The organism is Yoonia sp. KMU-150, assembly GCF_056858355.1.
This window is the reverse complement of the sequence record NZ_JBXEQF010000002.1, coordinates 350,593-371,794: the sequence shown is the minus strand read 5'-3', so window position 1 is coordinate 371,794 and position 21,202 is coordinate 350,593. Positions and strand designations below refer to the sequence as shown.

23 protein-coding genes are annotated in these 21,202 nt (G+C 63.4%); 11 read left to right on the top strand and 12 right to left on the bottom strand.

What is annotated here, in order from left to right; genetic code table 11:
* The first annotated feature begins 2 nt into the window (after window positions 1-2).
* From AC04PH_RS14680 to AC04PH_RS14660, 5 genes are all read left to right on the top strand, one after another.
* On the top strand, window positions 3-1,085 hold the full coding sequence (locus AC04PH_RS14680) for an ABC transporter permease (protein WP_483066563.1): 1,083 nt from the start codon (window positions 3-5) through the stop codon (window positions 1,083-1,085).
* Window positions 1,082-1,378, top strand: a complete 297-nt coding sequence (locus AC04PH_RS14675; protein ID WP_483066562.1) for a hypothetical protein — start codon at window positions 1,082-1,084, stop codon at window positions 1,376-1,378. The genes AC04PH_RS14680 and AC04PH_RS14675 overlap by 4 nt, the downstream gene beginning before the upstream one ends.
* A 10-nt stretch (window positions 1,379-1,388) precedes the next feature.
* Window positions 1,389-2,303, top strand: coding sequence for an ABC transporter permease (locus AC04PH_RS14670; protein ID WP_483066561.1), 915 nt, complete (start codon window positions 1,389-1,391; stop codon window positions 2,301-2,303).
* A 46-nt stretch (window positions 2,304-2,349) separates the two neighbouring features.
* Complete coding sequence (locus tag AC04PH_RS14665) at window positions 2,350-3,432, top strand: BMP family ABC transporter substrate-binding protein (RefSeq protein WP_483066560.1); 1,083 nt, start codon at window positions 2,350-2,352, stop codon at window positions 3,430-3,432.
* 156 nt (window positions 3,433-3,588) lie between these two features.
* Entirely contained in the window at window positions 3,589-4,521 is a 933-nt protein-coding gene (locus tag AC04PH_RS14660; protein WP_483066559.1) for an aldo/keto reductase, read from the top strand.
* On the opposite strand, the gene AC04PH_RS14655 is transcribed toward AC04PH_RS14660, so the two are convergent.
* Window positions 4,518-5,576 (bottom strand): Hint domain-containing protein, encoded by a 1,059-nt coding sequence (locus tag AC04PH_RS14655; RefSeq protein ID WP_483066558.1) that lies wholly within the window; start codon window positions 5,574-5,576, stop codon window positions 4,518-4,520. The two genes, AC04PH_RS14660 and AC04PH_RS14655, sit on opposite strands and share 4 nt — an antisense overlap.
* A 170-nt stretch (window positions 5,577-5,746) precedes the next feature.
* Between AC04PH_RS14655 and AC04PH_RS14650 the strand changes: the two genes are divergently transcribed.
* Window positions 5,747-6,208 carry a hypothetical protein gene (locus AC04PH_RS14650; protein WP_483066557.1) on the top strand — a complete coding sequence of 154 codons (462 nt, stop codon included), beginning with the start codon at window positions 5,747-5,749 and terminating at the stop codon, window positions 6,206-6,208.
* A gap of 54 nt (window positions 6,209-6,262) precedes the next feature.
* Here AC04PH_RS14650 and AC04PH_RS14645 read toward each other — a convergent pair whose 3' ends face one another.
* On the bottom strand, window positions 6,263-8,767 hold the full coding sequence (locus AC04PH_RS14645; protein WP_483066556.1) for a GcvT family protein: 2,505 nt from the start codon (window positions 8,765-8,767) through the stop codon (window positions 6,263-6,265).
* A gap of 242 nt (window positions 8,768-9,009) precedes the next feature.
* Between AC04PH_RS14645 and AC04PH_RS14640 the strand changes: the two genes are divergently transcribed.
* Complete coding sequence (locus AC04PH_RS14640) at window positions 9,010-9,162, top strand: hypothetical protein (RefSeq protein ID WP_483066555.1); 153 nt, start codon at window positions 9,010-9,012, stop codon at window positions 9,160-9,162.
* A gap of 66 nt (window positions 9,163-9,228) precedes the next feature.
* Here AC04PH_RS14640 and AC04PH_RS14635 read toward each other — a convergent pair whose 3' ends face one another.
* Together AC04PH_RS14635 and AC04PH_RS14630 are read right to left on the bottom strand one after the other, a co-directional pair.
* Window positions 9,229-9,423, bottom strand: coding sequence for a CsbD family protein (locus tag AC04PH_RS14635; RefSeq protein ID WP_483066554.1), 195 nt, complete (start codon window positions 9,421-9,423; stop codon window positions 9,229-9,231).
* Window positions 9,424-9,511: 88 nt separating this feature from the next.
* Window positions 9,512-10,498, bottom strand: coding sequence for a 2-hydroxyacid dehydrogenase (locus tag AC04PH_RS14630; RefSeq protein WP_483066553.1), 987 nt, complete (start codon window positions 10,496-10,498; stop codon window positions 9,512-9,514).
* A gap of 158 nt (window positions 10,499-10,656) precedes the next feature.
* Here AC04PH_RS14630 and AC04PH_RS14625 point away from each other — a divergent pair, with 158 nt between their 5' ends.
* A complete protein-coding gene (locus AC04PH_RS14625) occupies window positions 10,657-11,163 on the top strand; it encodes an SH3 domain-containing protein (RefSeq protein WP_483066925.1) in 507 nt (168 codons plus the stop codon).
* On the opposite strand, the gene AC04PH_RS14620 is transcribed toward AC04PH_RS14625, so the two are convergent.
* The 8 genes from AC04PH_RS14620 to AC04PH_RS14585 all read right to left on the bottom strand — a co-directional run bounded on the left by AC04PH_RS14620 (window position 11,160) and on the right by AC04PH_RS14585 (window position 19,084).
* Complete coding sequence (locus AC04PH_RS14620; RefSeq protein ID WP_483066552.1) at window positions 11,160-11,609, bottom strand: hypothetical protein; 450 nt, start codon at window positions 11,607-11,609, stop codon at window positions 11,160-11,162. The genes AC04PH_RS14625 and AC04PH_RS14620 overlap by 4 nt on opposite strands.
* Window positions 11,593-13,620: a M3 family metallopeptidase gene (locus AC04PH_RS14615; RefSeq protein ID WP_483066551.1), complete on the bottom strand. Its 2,028-nt coding sequence runs from the start codon at window positions 13,618-13,620 to the stop codon at window positions 11,593-11,595. Before AC04PH_RS14615 ends, AC04PH_RS14620 begins: the two co-directional genes overlap by 17 nt.
* Before the next feature lie 80 nt (window positions 13,621-13,700).
* A complete protein-coding gene (locus tag AC04PH_RS14610; protein WP_483066550.1) occupies window positions 13,701-14,510 on the bottom strand; it encodes an amino acid ABC transporter permease in 810 nt (269 codons plus the stop codon).
* A 29-nt stretch (window positions 14,511-14,539) separates the two neighbouring features.
* A complete protein-coding gene (locus AC04PH_RS14605; RefSeq protein WP_483066549.1) occupies window positions 14,540-15,325 on the bottom strand; it encodes a transporter substrate-binding domain-containing protein in 786 nt (261 codons plus the stop codon).
* Window positions 15,326-15,381: 56 nt separating this feature from the next.
* Window positions 15,382-16,434, bottom strand: a complete 1,053-nt coding sequence (locus AC04PH_RS14600) for a HesA/MoeB/ThiF family protein (RefSeq protein ID WP_483066548.1) — start codon at window positions 16,432-16,434, stop codon at window positions 15,382-15,384.
* On the bottom strand, window positions 16,431-16,886 hold the full coding sequence (gene dut, locus AC04PH_RS14595; RefSeq protein WP_483066924.1) for a dUTP diphosphatase: 456 nt from the start codon (window positions 16,884-16,886) through the stop codon (window positions 16,431-16,433). Before dut ends, AC04PH_RS14600 begins: the two co-directional genes overlap by 4 nt.
* A 32-nt stretch (window positions 16,887-16,918) precedes the next feature.
* Window positions 16,919-18,124, bottom strand: a complete 1,206-nt coding sequence (gene coaBC / locus AC04PH_RS14590) for a bifunctional phosphopantothenoylcysteine decarboxylase/phosphopantothenate--cysteine ligase CoaBC (protein WP_483066922.1) — start codon at window positions 18,122-18,124, stop codon at window positions 16,919-16,921.
* Window positions 18,125-18,205: 81 nt separating this feature from the next.
* Window positions 18,206-19,084 (bottom strand): RNA polymerase factor sigma-32, encoded by an 879-nt coding sequence (locus AC04PH_RS14585; RefSeq protein WP_483066547.1) that lies wholly within the window; start codon window positions 19,082-19,084, stop codon window positions 18,206-18,208.
* A gap of 91 nt (window positions 19,085-19,175) precedes the next feature.
* Between AC04PH_RS14585 and cobU the strand changes: the two genes are divergently transcribed.
* From cobU to AC04PH_RS14570, 3 genes are read left to right on the top strand one after another with little or no spacing between them, the layout of a single operon-like run.
* Window positions 19,176-19,691: a bifunctional adenosylcobinamide kinase/adenosylcobinamide-phosphate guanylyltransferase gene (gene cobU / locus AC04PH_RS14580; RefSeq protein WP_483066546.1), complete on the top strand. Its 516-nt coding sequence runs from the start codon at window positions 19,176-19,178 to the stop codon at window positions 19,689-19,691.
* A gap of 4 nt (window positions 19,692-19,695) precedes the next feature.
* Window positions 19,696-20,271: a histidine phosphatase family protein gene (locus tag AC04PH_RS14575; RefSeq protein ID WP_483066545.1), complete on the top strand. Its 576-nt coding sequence runs from the start codon at window positions 19,696-19,698 to the stop codon at window positions 20,269-20,271.
* A 58-nt stretch (window positions 20,272-20,329) separates the two neighbouring features.
* Window positions 20,330-21,199 (top strand): glutathione S-transferase, encoded by an 870-nt coding sequence (locus AC04PH_RS14570; RefSeq protein WP_483066544.1) that lies wholly within the window; start codon window positions 20,330-20,332, stop codon window positions 21,197-21,199.
* The last annotated feature ends 3 nt before the right edge of the window (window positions 21,200-21,202 follow it).

Sequence of the window (21,202 nt, the reverse complement as noted above, 5' to 3'; positions counted from 1 at the left end):
CGATGATACGGCTGGAGAAACGACCGCAGCCGTCACGGGCCTGGGTGTTTCTGGCGCCGCTGATGGCGGTGGTGCTGACGATGCTGGTGGGCGGGCTGTTGTTCGCAGCACTTGGCAAGGACCCTGTCGTCACGATCCGCACGATTTTCGTCGATCCGCTGTTTTCGGAGTTCGCGTGGTTCTATCGCCCGCAACTGCTGATCAAAGGGGCACCGCTGGTGCTGATCGCGATCGGGCTGTCGTTCGGGTTTCGCGCCGGTGTGTGGAACATCGGGGCCGAAGGGCAATACATCATGGGTGCGATCTGCGGCGCGGCTGTGGGTTTGGCACTTTACCCGGCCGAGACGCGGTGGATTTTCCCGCTGATGGTGCTGGCGGGCGCGCTGGGCGGCTGGGCCTGGGCGATGATACCGGGCGTGCTGCGAGTGAAATTCGGGACGAACGAAATTCTGGTGTCGCTGATGCTGGTCTATGTGGCCGAGCAGTTGCTGGCTTCCATGGCGCTGGGCGCGCTGCGCAACCCCGAAGGCATGGGCTTTCCCGGATCGCGCAATCTGGCGCAATGGTCGTCGTCGGCCAATCTGGAGATATGGGCCGGGTCCGGTGTGCACTGGGGTGTCGTCGCGGCGCTGATCGCGGTGATTTTCGCCTATGTCACGCTGTCGCGGCATCTGTTCGGTTTTCACGTGCGCCTGTCGGGACAAAGCCCGCGGGCGGCCGCGTTTGCGGGGGTAAATCCGGGGCGGCTGGTCCTGATCTGCATGGGCCTTTCCGGCGCGCTGGCCGGGCTGGCCGGGCTGTTCGAGGTGACGGGGCCGGCCGGGCAGATCAGCATTGATTTCAACGTGGGCTACGGCTTCACCGCGATCATCGTGGCGTTTCTGGGCCGGTTGCACCCGGTCGGTATCCTGCTGGCGGGCGGGCTGATGGCGCTGACCTATATCGGCGGCGAAATCGCGCAAAGCCAGCTTGGCCTGCCCGGCGCCGCGATCCAGTTGTTGCAGGGAATGCTGCTGTTTTTCCTGCTGGCGGTAGATGTGATGACGAATTACCGGTTCCGGTTCGGCAAGGGGGTGGTAGCATGATTTATTTCGCGCCAGTCAGCGGTGCCATGCTTGGTTGGCTTGTCTTCTTGCCGAAGCTCAGCTTGCTCGGCGTTTTGCTGGGAGGTCATTTCGCGGTCGTTCAGGGCATTGCATATCTTCAGACCATCGTCCTGTTTCTGGTATTTACCTACACTGTGGAAGCCCTTTGGCGTCGGATGACCAGAGCTTTTTCGGCACGAGCAAGGCTGAGAAAGGGGGCGAATTCTCGCAAGAAGAAAGCCTTTCTTGGATGCTTCTGGTCGTTTGGAATTCTCACGGCGATTGCCGGATAGGAATGCACTGATGGACCTGTCTTCGATCAACCCGATCCTCTTGCTCGCCTCGCTCATGGTCGCGGCGACGCCGATCATTCTGGCGGCCATCGGGGAGCTTGTCGTCGAACGTGCGGGCGTGCTGAACCTGGGCGTCGAGGGCATGATGATCACCGGGGCTGTCTGCGGCTTCATCGTCGCTGTGGGCACGAACAACCCGTGGCTCGGCTTTGCCGGAGCTGCTGCGGGTGGGGCCGTGCTGGCGCTGCTGTTCGGCGTGCTGACGCAGTATCTGCTGTCCAACCAGGTGGCGACGGGTCTGGCGCTGACGCTGTTCGGGCTGGGGCTGAGCGCGCTGCTGGGGCAAGGCTATATCGGGATCAAGGCACCGGACTTTCCCGACTGGCACATCCCGCTGCTGGGCGACATTCCGGTGATCGGGCCAATCGTGTTCCAGCACGATCCGATGGTCTATGTCGGGCTGTTCATCGTGCTTTGCGTCTGGATATTCCTGAAATATACCCGCGCCGGATTGATCCTGCGCGCAGTGGGCGAAAACCACGACGCGGCGCATGCACTGGGCTACAAGGTGCACCGGGTGCGGATGCTCGCGATCATGTTCGGCGGGGCCTGCGCGGGCCTTGGTGGTGCGTATCTCAGCCTCGTCCGCGTGCCGCAATGGACCGAGGGCATGACCGCAGGCGCGGGCTGGATCGCGCTGGCCATCGTCGTCTTTGCCAGCTGGCGGCCGGGGCGGCTTTTGCTGGGTGCATATCTTTTCGGCGGGGTGACCGTTTTGCAGCTGAACCTGCAGGCGGCGGGGCTCGCGATTCCGGTCGAATACCTTTCGATGTCGCCCTATCTGGCCACCATCGTCGTTCTGGTTATTATGTCGTCAGGACGCGCGCCCGGATCACTGGGCCGCATTTTCCACGCCTCGCGCTAGGGGCACCACTTTGCCGGGCTGTTCCGGCACCAACGGGAGAAAAACCTTGAAAAGAAGAACTCTGCTCGCTTCCGGCGCTGCCGCTGCCACGGCTGCCGCGATCGGCGTCCCTGCCCGTGCGCAGGACGTCACCAAAGTCGGTTTCGTCTACGTCGGCCCTATCGGCGACGGTGGCTGGACCTATGAACACGACAAGGGCCGTCTGGCGGTCGAAGAGGAATTCGGCGATGCGGTCGAAACCATCTATGTCGAAAACGTGCCGGAAGGGGCCGACGCCGAACGTGTGATGACGGATATGGCGCTCAATGGTGCCGACCTGATCTTCACCACGTCCTTCGGTTACATGGACCCCACGATCAACGTGGCAGCCAAGTTCCCAGACGTGAAATTCGAGCACGCGACGGGCTACAAACGTGCCGACAACGTGTCCACCTATTCGGCACGTTTCTACGAGGGCCGCGCCATTCAGGGCCACATCGCCGGGAACATGACGAAATCCAACCTTGTGGGTTACATCGCGTCCTTCCCGATTCCCGAAGTGATCCGCGGCATCAACTCCGCTTTCATACACGCGCGCAAGGTGAACCCTGACGTGGAGTTCAAGATCGTCTGGGCCTACACCTGGTTCGACCCCGCGAAAGAGGCCGAGGCCGCGACCGTGTTGATCGAACAGGGCTGTGACGTCGTGCTGCAGCACACCGATTCCACCGCACCGCAGGCGGCGGCACAGGCCGCCGGCAACGTGGTCACCTTCGGTCAGGCGTCGGATATGTCCGAGTTCGCGCCTTTCCCGCGCGTGTCGTCGATCATCGACGACTGGGCCCCCTACTACATCGCCCGCACGCAAGCGGTCATGGATGGCACATGGGAAAGCACCGACACATGGGACGGCATCGGGCCGGGTATGGTCGGCATCGGCGAGATCACGGATGCCGTGCCTGCGGATGTGAAAGCCGAAGCCGAGGCGATGCGCGACGCGATTGGCGCGGGCGAGTATCACCCGTTCACCGGACCGATCAACAAGCAGGACGGCTCCGTCTGGCTGGAAGAGGGCGAGGTCGCCGATGACGGCACGCTGGCCGGGATGAACTTCTATGTCGAGGGGCTGACCGGCGACATTCCGTCGTAAGCCTTGCGCGTGACCGGAGGGGGCCTGCCGTGCGGCGGGCCTTTTTCGTTTCGGCCCGTCGCATGCGCGCCGCACCGACCCCCGGTGGGCGTTGCCCCCCGGACCCTCCAGAGGTATTTGCAGCAAGATAATGCAGGCAGGCAGGAGCACCGTGGCATGACACAGTTGAAGACACTGAACGGTGCGCCGTTGTCACGGCTGGCCTTCGGCACGATGCAGTTCGGCGGCAAGGCGGATGAGAGCGAAAGCCGCGCGATGTTCGATGCCGCGCTGGCGGCGGGCGTCAACCATTTCGACACGGCCGTCGGTTACACCGGCGGCGCGTCGGAAACGCTGCTTGGGCGGTTCATCCGCGACTGCCGCGAGGACGTGTTCGTGGCCACCAAGGTGGCGTATGAGGGCGGTGCCGGACGGGCCAACCTGCTGGCGCATCTGGACCGGTCGCGCCGCCAGTTACAGGCGGATACGGTCGATCTGATGTATCTGCACCGCTTCGACGATGCGACACCGCTGGAAGAGACATTCGATGTTCTGGCGGGCTGGCAGCAAGACGGCGTGATCCGGCATATCGGCGTGTCGAATTTCGCCGCTTGGCAGGTGATGAAAGCGCAGGGCGTGGCGGCGACGCTTGGCAGCCGGATCGACGCGATCCAGCCGATGTACAATCTGGTGAAGCGGCAGGCCGAAGTCGAACTGATCCCGATGGCGGCCGATCAGCGGATCGCGGTGTTCCCCTATTCCCCGCTGGGCGGTGGTCTGCTGACCGGCAAATACGCCACCGGTGCCGCCGGACGGCTGACGGAGGACGACCGCTATGCCGCCCGTTACGATGTCGACTGGATGCGCCGTTGCGCCGCCGATCTTGCAACTTTTGCCGAAGGGGTCCGCCTGCATCCGGCCACGCTGGCCGTGGCATGGGTCGCGGCGCATCCCGCGGGGGTGCATCCGATCATCTCGGCGCGATCGGTGGAACAACTCGCGACGTCGCTGGCGGCCATGGACGTTGTGCTGAGCGGGGCCGATTATGCCGCGATCACGGCGTTGAGCCAGACACCGGCACCGGCGACGGACCGGCTCGAAGAAACCTAGGCCACGGCGGCGCGCAGCTCCCACGAGCGCAGGGTCGGGTAGTCGGCCGCGAAACCATGCAGTCCGAACCGCAGTTCCGGGAACAGCGTGAACAGTTCTGCGCGTGCGGCGGCGTCAAGATTGGCGATGCCCTCGGGGCCGGGGTGGAAACTTTCGGTCGCGGCACCTTCGGCAAAGATCACCTCGTGCCGGTCGAAGACGAGATGGTAGTAGGACACTTCGCTCAGGCTGCTGTCGACATAGACCTCTTCGTAACTGGCGGCGAGCGACTTGGCCCGCGCAAAGACCGCGTCCTCGCCGAACAGCAGGCCGATGCGGATATGGCTGATCAGCATCCGGTGCTGGGGGGACACGCGTAACGCACGACGCGGCAGTCCAAAGCCAAGCGACCCGGCCTGCAGGCAAACCGGCCAGAGCGCGCGCGACTGCCTGTAGTGCGCGCCCGACAGGTGCCGCTGGTGGATCATGCGGATCGGCTGCGGGCCGTGGTCGCGTGTATCGACCATGTCGCCCGGAGTCAGGGACTGGATCGGGCGCGGCCCTTCGGGCGTGTCGATCAGCGTGTCATGTGTCAGGCAGATCACCGAGGTGCCTTGCGTCAGATCGCCGTCCACCCGGTTGCCATAGACGTCGAACTGGATCGACTGACCCGAGGCCGGGGGAATATTTGTGGAGGTGGCACCGGTGGCCGGGCCGTTCGTCGCGGTGATCGCAGTCGTCCCGCCGCCGATATCGACGAAACTCTGGACCGGGGGCATGGCCGCGGCGTCGATGAAGGCGACGGCCTCGGCCTCGCCACCGTTTGCGATGTGATCTGGCGCGGTGACAGGTGTGGCGAACTGAAAGACATACCATCCGGTTGCGGGATCGAGCCTGCCGGTCATGCCACCAAGGTTGAAGATGGCGGCGACGGTACCGTTGGCCTGATAGGTCGCGACTGTGAAATCCGACAGTCGGGCGAGGTCGTCGGGATGGACCGAGACCTCGACATATTCGCTGACACCGGTGCCGGAAGCCACGGTGTTGCGATAGTGAATTTCAGAGATAAACGCCATGTGCCGCCACTCTTTCGCCTGAATTTCGATGCGGAAACCCGTGCGATCATGGCTAATCGGCGGATCGGGCAGGCAAATGTCCGCCCTGTGGAAAGAATTGGGCAGTTGCACCGATACCGGCCGGGTGGGATAACTGGCGCGACCTGCGATTGACCCAGAAGGATACCGCCATGCGACTGACATTTCTCGCCGCCGCAATTGCAACCCTGCCGATGGCCGCCGCAGCGCAATCAGCGCTGGACCGCTACGAGGCCGCGTCAGAGCAGCTGCAGGCCAGAACCTTTGACTTTTTCGAAAGCCGCGTGCCGGGGCTGGCTGCCGTGCGCCCGGATGCCAACTGGTCGGCGGCGGATCGGCAGGCCGGGGCCTGCATGATCGAGAACCTGCGCGCGACGAAGGGTGATGCGGGTGTCGCCACCTACGTTGCCGATCTGGAGGCGTTCGCGCAGCAGCCCATCACCAGTATCGCCGCGATGTCGGCGGCGACACCGGCCAGCATGGCGGACCCGCAAACGGTGCAGATCGGGACCTCCTGCGGCACCGACAAGATCGGTCAGGCACAGATGCAGCGCAGCGGTCTTGTGGCGCAACTGTCGAACCCGGCGGTGATGGCCGCGATCATGGCTCAGTAGAGACCGCCGGCGGGAATCGAAAAGGGCAAGCCCTCGCGCCTGCCCATTTACGTTTCAGCCATCGACGCGGATGGTGGTGTTCTTCGGGTCGTAAGGGCTGTCCTCGACGATTTCGGCGGGCCAGAGCCTGTCAAGCATCTTGACCTGCACCTTGGTGCCGACCTCTGCCAAGGCCGGTTTGACGTAGCCCATGCCGATGGATTTGCCGAAAGCCACGGAGTAGCCGCCCGATGTCAGACGCCCGATGCGGGTGCCGTCCATGTCATAAAGCGCCTCGCGACCCCACGGATCGGCGTCGTCCGGGCCGTCGATCAGCAGGGTGACGCATTTGGAACGGATACCCTTGGCGACCATCGCGTCCTTGCCGTGGAAGTCCTTGTCCAGATCAATGAAGCGCGGCAGATCGGCTTCTGCCGGTGTCGCGTCGCGGCCCAACTCGTTACCGAAGGCGCGGTAGGATTTTTCCTGCCGCAGCCAGTTCTGCGCCCGCGCGCCGACCAGCTTCATGCCGTGTTTTTCACCTGCTTTTTCCAGCAAGTCGAACAGGTAGTTCTGCATCTCCATCGGATGATGCAGTTCCCAACCCAACTCACCCGTATAGGCCACGCGGATCGCATTGACGGGGCACATGCCGAGTTCGATCTTCTTGGCCGACAGCCATGGGAAGCGTTTGTTGGACAGTGCTGTTGCGGGGTCGGCATCGTTGATGACTTCGAGCAGGACATCGCGGGCCTTGGGACCGGCGATGGCAAAAACGCCCCACTGGGTCGTGACGTTCTGCACGTCGATCCGGCCGAATTCGGCTTCCTTGTCCTCGACCGCCTTACGCAGGAAATCGGCGTCGTAGTCCGTCCAGGCACCGGCGGAGACGAGGTAATATTCGTCGTCCTTCAAACGCACGATGGTGTATTCCGTGCGCGTCGTGCCGTGCGACGTCAGCGCGTAGGTCAGGTTGATCCGGCCCACGCGGGGCAGCTTGTTGGTGGTGAACCAGTCGAGGAACGCGGTTGCGCCGGGGCCTTTGACGATATGCTTGGTGAAGGCCGTGGCGTCGATCAGGCCCACGCCTTCGCGGATCGCCTTGGCCTCGTCCACCGCGTGCTGCCACCAGCCGCCACGGCGGAAGGATCGGGCATCGTGGTCGAAATTCTCGGGCGCATCCAAGGGGCCATAGTAGTTGGGCCGTTCCCAGCCGTTGACGAAGCCGAACTGCGCGCCCCGCGCCTTTTGCCGGTCATAGGCCGGGGCGGTGCGCAGCGGGCGGCAGGCGGGACGTTCCTCGTCGGGGTGGTGCAGGATATAGACGTGGTCGTAGCATTCCTCGTTCTTGCGGGCGGCAAATTCGGTCGTCATCCAGTCGCCGTAGCGTTTCGGGTCGAGCGAGGCCATGTCGATCTCGGCCTCACCGTCGACCATCATCTGCGCGAGGTAGTATCCGGTGCCACCGGCGGCAGTGATGCCGAAGGAGAACCCTTCGGCCAGCCACATATTGCGTAGGCCGGGTGCGGGACCGACAAGCGGATTGCCGTCGGGGGTATAGCAGATCGGGCCATTGAAATCGTCTTTCAGGCCGGAGTCCTCGCACGACGGCACGCGGTGGATCATCGCCATATACTGCTCTTCGATCCGCTCCAGATCGAGCGGGAACAGATCGGCGCGGAAACTGTCGGGCACACCGTGTTCGAACACGGCAGGCGCGTTCTTTTCGTAGACGCCGAGAATCCAGCCGCCGCGTTCCTCGCGCACGTAGGATTGCGCGTCGGCGTCGCGGACGACGGGGTGTTCAGGGCCACCGTTCTTGCGGTATTCGACCAGTGCGGGGTCCTGGTCCATGACGATGAACTGGTGTTCGACGGGGATCGCGGGGATCTTGATGCCGAGCTTTTTCGCTGTGGTCTGAGCATGGTTGCCCGACGCGGTGACGACGTGTTCGGCCGTAATGACGATCTGTTCGTCGGAGGGGACGAGGTTGCCGCCCCGTTCGACCATCTTGGTGCAGGTCACTTCCCAATGCGTGCCGGTCCAGTGGAAAGCGTCGGCCTGCCACTTGCGTTCGATCATGACGCCACGTTGGCGCGCGCCTTTGGCCATCGCCATGGTGACGTCGGCGGGGTTAATGTAGCCGTCGGTGTGATGATAAAGCGCGCCCTTGAGGTCTTCGGTGCGGATCAGGGGCCATTTTTCCTTGATCTGCTCGGGCGTCATCCACTGGTAGGGCACGTCACAGGTTTCGGCGGTGGAGGAATAGAGCATGTATTCGTCCATGCGCTCGTCTGTCTGCGCCATGCGGAGGTTGCCGACGACGGCGAAACCGGCGTTCAGCCCGGTTTCGGCCTCCAGTGATTTGTAGAAATCGACGGAATATTTGTGAATGTGGGTCGTCGCGAAGGACATGTTGAAGAGCGGCAAAAGGCCCGCAGCGTGCCATGTGGACCCGGAGGTCAGTTCGTCCCGTTCCAGCAGCATCACGTCGTCCCACCCGGCCTTGGCCAGATGATAGGCGATGGAGGTTCCCACGGCACCGCCGCCGACGACGAGAGCTTTGACGTTCGTTTTCATGGCGGGTCCCCCGGACGATTCCATTGCGCGATTTCGCTGCACATTGTCCGAAATCGGAATGCGGCGACAGAACCAGCCGACCAAGTTTGGCAAAAAACCGACAGGACGTCACAGCCCCCGGTTGCAAACGGCATTTTTGCAACGACGCCAAGGCATAAGTAAGAAATTTGAACCGAACCCGCCGATTTATGTTACTTTAACGCCCAGCGCCCACAAGAGGCGCACCTTGAGGAGAGTTTCGCATGACCCGCACGCTTTCGGCGGCTATGGTCGCATTCGTTTTACTGACTGCATGCAGCGCAAATCCCGGCAGCTTTATCGCTGAAAGGGCCGAGAACGACATGCTGCGGTTTTCGTCATCGAATTATATCGATCCGGCGCACGGACCGCACTGACCGGCCTACATGAAAAAGGGCCAGACGCAGCGCGTCTGACCCGATATACATGTCATTGTCGAAGTATCAGGCTGCGAGCCAGCGATCGACTTCCTCTTTCGCCTCTTCCTTGGACTTCCCGTACTTCTGCTGGATTTTGCCTTCCAGCGCCTCACGGTTACCTTGCACTTCGTCAAGCTCGTCGTCCGTCAGCTCGCCCCATTTCGCTTGGGCCTTGCCTTTGAATTCTTTCCAATTGCCTTCGATCTGGTCCCAGTTCATCGCTGTTCTCCTTTCAAAGTTGCCGCCGCTTTCGCGACGCTTTCTGTATGTGGAAACAACACGCGCCAGGACCAGAAGTTCCTGTCTTTTACAACATTCCCGGCACGACAAGATCGGGCGGGCGGTGGCCGTCCGCGAAGGTCTTGATGTTGATGATGACTTTCTCGCCCATCTCGATCCGCCCCTCGACCGTGGCCGAGCCCATGTGCGGCAAAAGCACGACGTTCGACAACTCGCGCAGGCGCGGATTGATCTCTGCCCCACGTTCGAACACATCGAGGCCCGCACCCGCGATATCACCGGACCGCAACATGCGCGTCAGCGCATTTTCGTCGATCACCTCTCCGCGCGAGGTATTCACGATCACCGCGTCGGGTTTCATCAGCTTCAGACGCCGCGCGTTGATCAGGTGAAATGTCGATGGCGTGTGCGGGCAGTTGATCGACAGCACGTCCATCCGGGCGACCATCTGATCGAGGCTTTCCCAATAGGTCGCGTCCAGCGCCTGTTCGGTATCGGGGTGTAGCCGTTTGCGGTTGTGATAATGCACCTGCATGCCGAAGGCCCGCGCGCGCCGCGCCACAGCCTGCCCGATCCGCCCCATACCAAGGATACCCAGCCGTCGCCCGGCGATGCGGCCCCCCATCATCGCGGTCGGCGACCAGCCCTCCCACTCGCCGCCCTGCATCTTGCGCAGCCCTTCGGGAATGCGACGGGTCACCGAAAGGATCAGCGCCAGCGTCATGTCGGCGGTGTCGTCGGTCATGACCCCCGGTGTGTTGGAGACAAGGATGCCGCGCTGTCGGGCGGTTTCGACATCGATATTGTCGACCCCCGCCCCGTAGTTCGCGATCAGTTTGAGCCGCTCGCCCGCCTGCCCGAGCAGACGCGCGTCGATCGTGTCGGTGATCGTGGGCACCAGCACGTCGGCGTCTTGCATCGCCGCGACAAGTGCGGCGCGGTCCATGGGCGTATCGTCGGTCCGCAGGGTCACGTCGAAAAGCTCTGACATCCGGGTCTCGACCACCTCGGGCAACCGTCGCGTAACGACAACACTCAACCGTTTCCCTGGCATGTCCGGCGCTCCATCGCTTGAAATCAAATCACGCTTGGCCCCAAACTGCGGGAAAGGGACGCGCGGCACAAGAACCCGCGCCCGAAAAAGGCCGTGAAGAAAGCAGGTTGGTAGTGAACATCCCTCTCAGATGGACGACCGCGTTATGCGTGGCGCTGATGTTTGTCGGACTGGCCGGCGGACCCGTCGCAGCACAGGAGGCCGTGCAGCCGACGCTCGTCGCGGCCACGGCGCCCACAGTCGGACCGGAATCCAACCTGCCGCTGCCGCGTTATGTGTCGCTCAAACGCGACGAGACGAATGTGCGTCGTGGCCCGTCACTGACCCATCGGATCGACTGGGTGTTTCAGCGCCGTGGTATGCCGGTGCAGGTGGTGGCCGAATACGGCCACTGGCGGCGTGTTGTGGACCGCGACGGGCAAGGCGGCTGGATCCATTTCCGGCTACTTTCGGGCCATCGCACGGTGATCAACGATCAGGATATGCTGTCGCTGCGCAGTCGCGCCGACCCGCAATCGCCCGAGACCGTCGTGCTGGAGGCCGGTGTGATCGCCGCACTGGACGAATGCACGCCGACATGGTGCAGGCTGGAGGCGGGCGGCTATCGCGGCTGGGCGCCGAAAACGGCACTCTGGGGTGTGGAGGCCGACGAGGTCCGCGACTAGAACCCCAGGCTGCGCCAGTGGTACTGCGGCATGTGATAGCCCGCATCCTCGGTCACCTCATACCGCCTGTCGCAGCCGTTACAGATCACGCTCATTTCGGTATGGCCTGCAAATTGGGTTTGCGCCGTCACTTTCAAGCCCCGCACCGATCTGGGATTGCCACGCGCGCCATGTGTGGAGCAGGCGCATTCGTGTGGATCGACGGCGGTGGCGCGTGTGCCCGCGAAACGGTCGAACAGACGTTTCCGGCGGTTGATCGCATCGTCGTCGCCCAGCGACATATCCCCGATCGCCGCGATCACCGCGTCCTTGCTTTTCGCGATGGTGGCATAGATTTCCGGATCGTTAGTCCAGACCGTGCGACGCAGGGTGCGCGCCACGCGGTCCGGATCGCCTGACAGCAACCCGCGCAGGCGCTTTTCGCCGGGGCTACGCCGCTTGCCCAAGCCCGCGCCCTTTCAAGAGCGCCTCGACCCCCGGCATCCGGCCACGGAACGCCTCGTAAAGCTCCGCCGCATCGACAGACCCGCCGGACGACAGCACGGTGTCCTCCAGCCGTGCCGCAAGTTCCGGATTGAACGGATCGCCCGTTTCCTCGAATGCGGCGAAGGCATCGGCATCCATCACTTCGGACCACATGTAGCTGTAGTAGCCGCTGGAATAGCCGTCACCGGCAAAGACGTGGGCGAAATGCGGGGTGGCGTGGCGCATCCGGATCGCGTGCGGCATGCCTAGGTTTTCAAGCACCTCCGCCTGTTTCTGCATCGGACCCGCCGGGGCGGCACCATCGTGAAACGCCAGATCGACCAGAGCCGAGGCGACATATTCGACAGTCTGGAAACCCATGTCGTAAGTGGCGGCATCCAGCATACGCTGCAGCATGTCCTGTGGCATCGGTTCGCCGGTTTCGGCATGGGTCGCGAATTCGCCCAGGACCTCGGGCACTTCGAGCCAGTGTTCGTAAAGCTGGCTGGGCAATTCGACGAAATCGCGCGCGACAGAGGTGCCGCTGACGCTTTCGTAGGTCACGTCGGATAGCATCTGGTGCAGCGCGTGGCCGAATTCATGGAACAACGTGCGCGCGTCGTCATAGGACAGCAGCGCCGGTTCGCCGCTCTGCGGTTTGGCGAAGTTGCAGACGTTGACGACATGCGGGCGGACATCTCCGTCCAGTCGGTGCTGCGACTGCATCGCCATGCACCACGCGCCGGACCGTTTCGACCCGCGCGCGAAATAGTCGCCGATGAAGACCGCCACGTGTTCGCCCTTGCGGGTCACCTCCCACAGGCGCACGTCGGGATGATAGACGGGCCCGTCCAGCGGCGCGAATTCCAGCCCGAACAGGCGGTTGGCGCAGGCGAAGGCCGCGTCGATCATGCGATCCAGTTGCAGGTAGGGTTTCAGCGTCGCCTCGTCGAGATCGTGTTCGGCCTGGCGGCGCTTTTCGGAATAGTATCGCCAGTCCCAGGGTTCCAGCGGGCCGTCGAAACCATCGGCATGCAACATGCGGGTCAGCTTGTCGGCATCCGCTTCGGCGGCGGCCTTGGCCGGGGTCCAGACCTCCATCAGAAGGTTGCGCACCGCGTCGGGCGTCCCTGCCATTTCGGTTTCCAGCTTGTAGTCGGCGAAACTGTCATATCCCAGCAGTTTGGCCCGCTCCTCGCGCAGGGCAAGCGTTTCGGCGGCGATTGCCCGGTTGTCGGTGTCGCCCCCGTTGGCCCCGCGCGCCGTCCACGCCTCATAGGCCTTCTGGCGCAGGTCGCGCAGCGGCGAGAATTGCAGGAACGGCACGATCAGCGAACGCGACAGCGTGATCACGGGGCGATCAACGCCCTTTTCCTCGGCCGCGGCGCGCGCGGTGGCGACGACAAAATCGGGCAGACCTTCCAGTTCCGCCTCGGTCAGGGGCATCGTCCAGTTGCGTTCATCGGCCAGCAGGTTTTGCGAAAACTGCGTGCCAAGCACCGAAAGGCGCGACTTGACCTCGCGCAGCCGCTTGGCGGCATCGCCTTCGAGCAGGGCACCCTGCCGGACAAACCCGCGCCGCGTCAGCATCAGAACGCGGGCCTGTTCGTCGGTGAGGTCCAGTTCATCGCGTCGGGTCCACAGCTCCTCGATCCGGGCAAACAGGGCGCGGTTCTCTGCGATCTCGGACCCGAAGGCGCTCAGCTTGGGGCCGAATTCGCGTTGCAGGGCCTCGCGCCTGTCGTTGCTGTCGGCACCGGCGACGCCGTAGAACACGCCGAGCACGCGGCCCAGCGGCACTTCGGCCAGTTCCAGCGCGAGGATGGTGTTGTCGAAGGTCGGTGCCTCTTCGTTTTCGGCGATCTTTGCGATGCGGCAGCGCGCGTCATCCAGAGCAGCGTCAACCGCTGGCGCAAAATCGTCGTCGGATATCGCATCGAACGGCGGCAGTCCGAACGGCGTGTCCCAGTCGGCAAGCAAGGGGTTGGTCATGGCGCGGTCTCCTTTGGCCTCAAGCTAGGCACCGCCCGAAGAAGTTGCCAGTATCCCGCGTATTATCTTGCCCAGAATACTCAAAAATCCGATGGCACGTCGGGGCGCGACCGCAGGTATTTTTCGAAACGGCGCAGGGCCAGCGATAGTGTGATCGTCATCGTCAGGTAAACCAGCGCAACCACGTTGTAGGTTTCGAAATACCGGAAATTGCCCGCTGCCAGCACCTTGCCCAGTTGCGTGACATCGGTGACGCCCAGCACGGACACCAGCGAGGAGTCCTTCACCATCGCCACGAAATCGTTGCCCAGCGGTGGCAGGATCGTGCGGAACGCCTGCGGAAAGACGATGTGACGGAAACGCTGCCAGCGGTTGAGGCCCAGCGCCTCTGCCGCCTCGATCTGGCCGGGGTCCACCGATTGCAGACCGGCGCGAAACACCTCTGCCAGAAAAGACGAATAGGCGATGGTGAGCGCGATCACCGCGCGCCACAGGAGCGAGAAATCGCGGGTGCGGATCGGGTCGAGGCCGATGCTTTCGGCGATCCAGTTCCAGCCCGACACCATTGCCGGGGCCAGCACGAAAGCCACATAGAGCAGGAGTACGATGATCGGAATGCCGCGCACGACCTCGACATATAGCCGCGCCGCCTGTCGCAGGATCAGATACCGCGACGTGGCCGCCACAGCCAGTGCCAGCCCCAGCACGCAGGCCCCGAAATAGGCGATCAACGTCACATAGACGGTGATCCAAATCCCCCGGGACAGGGTGTCGAGCACGCGGGAATATATTTCGACGGTAAAGACCTGCCAGAACAGATAGGCCCCGACGGCCACCACGATGAGCAGCCACCAGGGGAAATCCTTGTCGTCGGGCGAAGTCTGGATCATGGCGCGACGTTCAGGTCGCCGTGCCTGCCTTATTCACCCAGCTTGTAGTCGAGGAACCATTTGGTGTTCAGCGCCTCGATCGTGCCGTCGGCCTGCATGTCGGCAATGGCGGCATTGATCGGCTCCACAAATTCAGAGCCTTGCGGGAAGATAAAGCCAAAATCCTCGGTCCCCAGCTTTTCGCCGATGATCTTGAGCCCGCCGTCCGACGCCTCCACATAGCCGTTGCCGGCGGTGCCGTCGGTCAGGACAAGGTCGACGTCGCCGGTGCGCAGGGCCTGCACGGTGGCTCCGAATGTTTCCATCAGCTTGATGCGGGGGTTCGCCTCGTCCCCGTCGAGCACGTCATAGACGCCGACGTAGAACGGTGTGGTGCCGGGCTGGGCGGCCATCAGCAGATCGTCATTCGCGGCAAAGGACGCGGCATCGGTAAAGCGGTCCTCGTCGCCGCGCACCATCATCACCATTTCGGATGTCATGTAAGTGTCGGAGAAATCGACGATCTCGGCCCGGTCCTCGCGGATCGTGATACCGGTCATGCCCATGTCGAACTGGCCTTCGGACACGGCGGGGATCATCGCATCCCAGCTGATGTTCTCGTAGGTCACGGTCGCGTTGATCCGCTTGGCGATTTCGGCCATCGCGTCGTACTCCCAACCCACGGCGTTGCCCGCGCCGTCAATGAATTGCAGCGGCGGATAGGCGTTTTCGGTGACGACGACGATTTCCTGCCCACCCAGATCGGGCAGATGGCCATCGGCAAGGGCGGGTGCGGCCAGCAGGGATGCCGCGGCAAGAGAAGCGATCAGTTTCATGGTAGTCTCCCGGAGTGGTTAAGCAGCTTTCGCGCCGACTATGACCGACCTTCGCCTTATGGCAAGGCCCCGGCGCCACAAACCGGGCAATCGGGGCGGCGGTTGGCACTGATCGTGCGGGTATCGGCGTAGAGTGCGTCGTAAATCATCAGACGACCGCGCAACGTGTCCCCCGCGCCGGTGATCAGCTTGATCGCTTCGACCGCCATCATGGCCCCGACGACACCGGGCAAGGGACCGATCACACCGGCCTCTGCACAGGTCGGGACAAGCGCCGGGTCGGGACGGTCGGGGAAAATGCAGGCGTAGCAGGGCGCACCACGGGCCGGGTCATAAACGCTGATCTGGCCTTCCCATTGGGTCAGCGCCGCGGCGACGAGCGGGATTTTTCCGGCGACGCAGGTAGCGTTGACCAGATAGCGGGTGTCGAAATTGTCGCTGCCGTCCAGCACGATGTCATATTCGGCGAACAACTTGGGCGCGATGCTGTCGTCCAGCCGCCGGTTGTACGCCTTCACGCTGATAAAAGGGTTTTGCGCGCGCATGGCCTCTGCCGCCGACTGCACCTTGGGCAGCCCGATCCGGTCGTCGATATGGATGACCTGACGTTGAAGGTTGGCGTTCTCGACCGTATCGTCGTCGATCACGCCGATGGTGCCGACGCCCGCGGCCGCCAGATATTGCAGTGCCGGTGACCCAAGCCCGCCCGCGCCGACGACAAGGACAGACGCATCTTTCAGCGCCTTCTGTCCCGGCCCACCGATTTCGCGCAGAACGATGTGGCGGGCATAGCGGTTCAGTTCCGATTGCGAAAACGGACCGGGCGCGAATATTGCATCGGTCGTATGTGCCTGATCGGCCTTGCGTCGCACGACGCCCAGAAACTTCCGGTAACCTGCCACGATCCCGACAGCGGCGAAAATCAACAACCACAAGCGCACATCGCCGCCCGTCGCCTCGCGCAGCGGGTGGCCGTCGGGCAGGGCCACCTGCACCGCCATCACCGCCACCAGCAGGATCGCGATCATGGTCCAGCGGGCGCGCGGCGGGGTGCCCATCGCAGCCCCGATGCCCCAGAGCGCCGCGGCCATTGCCGCAACCATCATCATGTCGCAAGCCCGGTGCTGCCGAAACCGCCGACACCGCGGGCCGTATCGTCAAGTGCGTCCGTGACGGTAAAGGCGGCGCGCGTGACCGGTGCCACGACCATCTGCGCGATCCGCATGCCGTGGGTCACGGTGAATGGAACACCACCCAGATTGATCACGATGATCCCGATCGCCCCGCGATAGTCGCTGTCGATGGTGCCGGGGCTGTTGACGAGCGCGATACCGTGCTTCAACGCCAGACCGGAGCGCGGCCTGATCTGCACCTCGAATCCCTCGGGCACGGCCATGCGCAAACCGGTCGGTATCAGCGCCCGTGCGCCGGGGGCGAGTGTCTGTGCACCGCCGCTGACGCCGAAGTTGGCGGTGATGTCGGCACCTGCCGCACCGGCGGTCGCGTAGGCCGGCAAAGGCAATGACGGATCGGCATCGACCGCCCGGCACAGCGTGATCACCGGCTCCGTCTGCTGCGTGCCATCAGGGTCCGTCACGCCGGACTGTCCGTTATCGCATCAGCGATCCGCTGCGCCAGTTGACGCGCGACCGTGGTTTTGTCCATCCGTGGCCAGGCCTCTGCCCCTTCCGCCCTGATGATGGTCACGGCGTTCTCGGTGCCGCCCATGATACCGGTGGCGGGAGATACGTCATTCGCGACGATCCAGTCGCACCCTTTGCGCAGACGTTTGGCGGTCGCGTTGGCGATCACGTCATGGGTTTCGGCCGCGAAACCAACCACCAGCACAGGGCGATCTTTGGACGACTGCGCCACCGTCGCCAGAATATCGGGATTTTCGGCAAATTGGAGCGTCGGCAGACCCGTCGCATCCTTTTTCATCTTTTGGTCGGCTGCATTTTCGACATGCCAATCCGCCACGGCGGCAGCAAAAACGGCAACCTCCGCCGGGAGCGCATCGGTCACAGCCGTCAGCATCTGCCGCGCGGTTTGCACAGGCACGACACGCACGCCCGGTGGGGGCGGCACATCCGCCGGTCCGGTGATGAATGTCACGTCAGCACCAAGTGCTGCCAGCGCCGCGGCGATGGCGGTACCCTGCGCCCCCGACGACCGGTTGGCGATATAGCGAACGGGATCAATCGGTTCGTGGGTCGGGCCGGAGGTGACGATGATATGCCTGTCGCGCAATGGCCCGTCAGCCAGAGCCGCTTCGATTGCAGACACGATTTCAAGCGGTTCGGCCATCCGGCCCGGCCCGTGTTCACCGCACGCCATGTCGCCTTCGTTGGGGCCGACGGTCAGGATCCCGTCGTTGCGCAACGTCGCGAGGTTGCGTCGGGTTGCCGGATGCTCCCACATGCGCACGTTCATCGCAGGCGCGATCAACACGCGCTTGTCCGTGGCCAGCAGCAGCGTCGACGCCAGATCGTTGGCCAGCCCGCCAGCCATCTTTGCCATCAGGTCCGCCGTGGCCGGGGCGACGACCACCAGATCGGCTGCGCGCGACAATTCGATATGGCCCATTTCCGCCTCTGAAGTCAGATCGAAGAGGTCCTGAAACACCTTCGATCCGGCAAGCGCGGAAGTGCTGAGCGGCGTGACGAATTCTGCCCCGGCGGCCGTCAGCACAGGGGTGACCCGGCAGCCGCGCTCACGCAGTCGCCGGATCAGATCGAGCGATTTGAACGCGGCGATTCCGCCGCCAATGATCAAGAGAATATGTTTGCCCGCCAGCATGTGCGTCACCACCCGTTCATTCACAGGCCAGACTAGGCCGTAACGGATCGGGATGACAACAACGCCCGTGGTGCGTGACCGTCAGTTCAGCAGGCCGAGGACTTCGCGATTGTTGTCTTCGAGCGTGCGTCGCATCTTGGTGAAGGCCGCAGCCTCCAGCTGGCGGATGCGCTCTTTCGACAGGCCCAGTTCCGTGCCCAGGCTTTCAAGGGTGCGGGGGTCATCGCGCAGCTTGCGCTCGCAGACGATAAACCGTTCGCGATCGTTCAGATCCGACAGCGCCGACAGCAACCATTGCCGCAGCGTGGCGCCGTCGTGACTGTTTTCGACCTTCTCCTCGGCCTGCGCACCGTCGTCTTCCAGCGCGTCGATCCATTCGCGGCCTTCGTCCTCGGCGGATTGGGTGGCGTTGAGCGAAAAATCCGACCCGGACAGCCGCCCGACCATCATCTCCACATCGGCGAGAGGCACGCCCACCTCCTTGGCGATCAGGTCGTGCATCACGTGGCTTTCCAGCACCCGACCCTCGGCAGAGGCTTCACGCTCCAAGCGCGCCTGCACCCGTCGCAGGTTGAAGAACAGCGATTTCTGCGAAGATGTCGACCCGGTGCGCACCATGGACCAGTTGCGCATCACGTAATCCTGAATAGAAGCCTTGATCCACCAGACCGCATAGGTCGAAAATCGCACGCCGCGGTCGGGGTCGAATTTGTCCGCCGCCTTCATCAGGCCGACAGATGCCTCCTGAATCAGGTCGTTCATCGGCGCGCCGTAGCGTTTGAACTTCGACGCCATCGAGATCGCAAGCCGCATGTAGGCTGTGATGAGACGGTGCAGCGCCTGCTCGTCGCGATCATCGCGCCAAGCGTAGGCCAGTGCCAGTTCGGTCTCTGCGTCAAGCAACTCGGCCCGCATGGCAGTGCGCGAGAATTTCTGGTCAGCTGCCCCATCCAAAGCCATGTCCGTTCTCCCAACGCTGATCACGGGTTTCCGTGATTTCTATTTTTGCTTACGAAGAGAAGAACGCGCCGGATCAGATTTAGTTGCCAAAATGACATTGCCAAAACTCACACTCGTGCTAGGCGGCGCGGCTTCGGGCAAGTCGGCCTATGCGGAATCGCTGTTGGCCGACCATGGCGGCAGGCGTGTCTATGTGGCGACGGCACAGGTCTTCGACACGGAAATGGCGGACAAGGTGACGGCCCATCGCGCCATGCGCGGCACCGGCTGGCACACGGTCGAGGAGCCTTTGAACCTGCCCGCGGTGCTTGCGGATTGCGAGTCCGAGGATGTTGTCCTGATAGACTGCGCGACCCTCTGGCTGACCAACGTGGTCCTTGCGGATCAGGACACGGCAGAAGCAGGTCAGGCGCTATTGCGCGCGCTGTCGACCTGTGTCGCCCCGGTCGTGATCGTCAGCAACGAAGTCGGACAGGGCATCGTACCCGACAACGCGCTTTCGCGTCGGTTCCGCAATGCGCAGGGACGGCTGAACCGGGACCTTGCGGCGCAGGCGGATCGGGTGCTGGCCGTGATGGCGGGCCTGCCCCTGACCTTGAAAGGATAGCGTCATGCGTGTCTGGCTTGTGCGGCATGGACCGACCCACGAAAAGGCCTTTGTCGGATGGCGCGATGTGCCGGCAGACCTGAGCGACACAGCCGCCGTTGGCCGACTGGCCGCGCATCTGCCGCCCGACGCGCTGATCATATCGTCCGATCTGAGCCGCGCCGCCATGACCGCGGACGCAATCCAGGGCGCCCGCGCCCGCCTGCCACATGACCCGGCCTTGCGCGAATTCGACTTCGGCGCATGGGACGGGCAGCATTTCTCGCAAGTGGCCGCCACCGATCCGGAGTTGAGCCGCAAATTCTGGGAAAGCCCGGGCGACGTCAGCGCGCCCGACGGCGAAAGCTGGAACGATGTGGCGGCCCGGGTCAATCCGGCCATCGACACCCATGCGGCAGCGGCGGGCGGGCGCGATCTGGTCGTAGTGGCCCATATCGGCGTGATCATGACGCAAATCCAGCGCGCGACCGATGGTGTCGCTGCCCACGCGCTGTCGCATGTGATCGATCCGCTCTCGGTGACGGATATGACGAAAACACCCGACGGCTGGCAGATCGGGACGATCAATCACCGCCCGTGATGGGCGCGCGCACGAAATGCAATTGGTGTGCCGCGCTGCGTGGCGCTACGCTCTTGGCATGACATATACGCTCTATATCGGTGACCGCACCTTCTCCAGCTGGTCGTTGCGCGGTTGGCTGATGCTGACCAAGTTCGACATTCCGCATCGCACCCACATGGTCGGTCTGTACGACGGCACCATGCAGGCCGATCTGGCCCACGTCGCGCCGGCACGGACAGTACCTGTCCTGCAGGCACCGGATGGCGGCATTATGACCGACAGCATCGCCATGGCCGAGGCCCTGGTGGAGGCGCATCGTGATCTGCCGCTCTATCCGGCGGAGGGACGGGCACGTGCGCTTGCCCGGTCCATGGTCGCCGAAATGCACAGTGGCTTTACCGCGTTACGCGGGGCGTGCCCGATGAACCTGCAGAACGTGTGGGAGGGCTTCCGCCCCACGGACGCGGTACGCGCCGATCTGGACCGGATCATGGCGCTGTGGGCACTGGCACGACAGAACCGGTCGGATGACGGCCCGTGGCTGTTCGGTGCCTATTCGCTGGCGGATGTGTTTTATGCGCCGGTCGCCTGCCGGATTGCAGGCTACGGCCTGCCGGTCGATGACGCGGCACAGGCCTATGTCGACGCGACGCTCGCGGATCGCGCGTTGCGACAGTGGCGCGCCATGGGACAGACCAAGACCTACGATCCATTTCCCTATCCGCAGGACCTGCCGTCGCGCGCCTGGCCCGGGCAGCGCAGAGCCGCCACAGCCGTCGCGCAAGGCACACCGGAAAACGATACCTGCCCGTACTCCGACGAGCCGGTGACGCATTTCCTGCAGATGGATGGGCGCATCTTCGGGTTCTGCAACGCGTTCTGCCGCGACAAAACCCTGGCCGACCCCGAAGCGTGGCCGAAATTCATGGCCCTCGTCGCACGTTAACCA

What these genes read in the sequence shown, in the direction of transcription:
- AC04PH_RS14635 (WP_483066554.1), bottom strand. Translation starts at nt 9,423, where the DNA reads ATGAACTGGGACCAGATCGAAGGCAATTGGAAAGAATTCAAAGGCAAG.
- AC04PH_RS14630 (WP_483066553.1), bottom strand. Translation starts at nt 10,498, where the DNA reads ATGCCAGGGAAACGGTTGAGTGTTGTCGTTACGCGACGGTTGCCCGAG.
- AC04PH_RS14570 (WP_483066544.1), top strand. Translation starts at nt 20,330, where the DNA reads ATGACATATACGCTCTATATCGGTGACCGCACCTTCTCCAGCTGGTCG.
- coaBC (WP_483066922.1), bottom strand. Translation starts at nt 18,124, where the DNA reads ATGCTGGCGGGCAAACATATTCTCTTGATCATTGGCGGCGGAATCGCC.
- AC04PH_RS14660 (WP_483066559.1), top strand. Translation starts at nt 3,589, where the DNA reads ATGACACAGTTGAAGACACTGAACGGTGCGCCGTTGTCACGGCTGGCC.
- cobU (WP_483066546.1), top strand. Translation starts at nt 19,176, where the DNA reads ATGACATTGCCAAAACTCACACTCGTGCTAGGCGGCGCGGCTTCGGGC.
- AC04PH_RS14575 (WP_483066545.1), top strand. Translation starts at nt 19,696, where the DNA reads ATGCGTGTCTGGCTTGTGCGGCATGGACCGACCCACGAAAAGGCCTTT.
- AC04PH_RS14645 (WP_483066556.1), bottom strand. Translation starts at nt 8,767, where the DNA reads ATGAAAACGAACGTCAAAGCTCTCGTCGTCGGCGGCGGTGCCGTGGGA.
- AC04PH_RS14680 (WP_483066563.1), top strand. Translation starts at nt 3, where the DNA reads ATGATACGGCTGGAGAAACGACCGCAGCCGTCACGGGCCTGGGTGTTT.
- AC04PH_RS14625 (WP_483066925.1), top strand. Translation starts at nt 10,657, where the DNA reads ATGTTTGTCGGACTGGCCGGCGGACCCGTCGCAGCACAGGAGGCCGTG.
- AC04PH_RS14670 (WP_483066561.1), top strand. Translation starts at nt 1,389, where the DNA reads ATGGACCTGTCTTCGATCAACCCGATCCTCTTGCTCGCCTCGCTCATG.
- AC04PH_RS14600 (WP_483066548.1), bottom strand. Translation starts at nt 16,434, where the DNA reads ATGATGATGGTTGCGGCAATGGCCGCGGCGCTCTGGGGCATCGGGGCT.
- AC04PH_RS14675 (WP_483066562.1), top strand. Translation starts at nt 1,082, where the DNA reads ATGATTTATTTCGCGCCAGTCAGCGGTGCCATGCTTGGTTGGCTTGTC.
- AC04PH_RS14615 (WP_483066551.1), bottom strand. Translation starts at nt 13,620, where the DNA reads ATGACCAACCCCTTGCTTGCCGACTGGGACACGCCGTTCGGACTGCCG.
- AC04PH_RS14610 (WP_483066550.1), bottom strand. Translation starts at nt 14,510, where the DNA reads ATGATCCAGACTTCGCCCGACGACAAGGATTTCCCCTGGTGGCTGCTC.
- AC04PH_RS14585 (WP_483066547.1), bottom strand. Translation starts at nt 19,084, where the DNA reads ATGGCTTTGGATGGGGCAGCTGACCAGAAATTCTCGCGCACTGCCATG.
- AC04PH_RS14640 (WP_483066555.1), top strand. Translation starts at nt 9,010, where the DNA reads ATGACCCGCACGCTTTCGGCGGCTATGGTCGCATTCGTTTTACTGACT.
- AC04PH_RS14655 (WP_483066558.1), bottom strand. Translation starts at nt 5,576, where the DNA reads ATGGCGTTTATCTCTGAAATTCACTATCGCAACACCGTGGCTTCCGGC.
- AC04PH_RS14650 (WP_483066557.1), top strand. Translation starts at nt 5,747, where the DNA reads ATGCGACTGACATTTCTCGCCGCCGCAATTGCAACCCTGCCGATGGCC.
- AC04PH_RS14605 (WP_483066549.1), bottom strand. Translation starts at nt 15,325, where the DNA reads ATGAAACTGATCGCTTCTCTTGCCGCGGCATCCCTGCTGGCCGCACCC.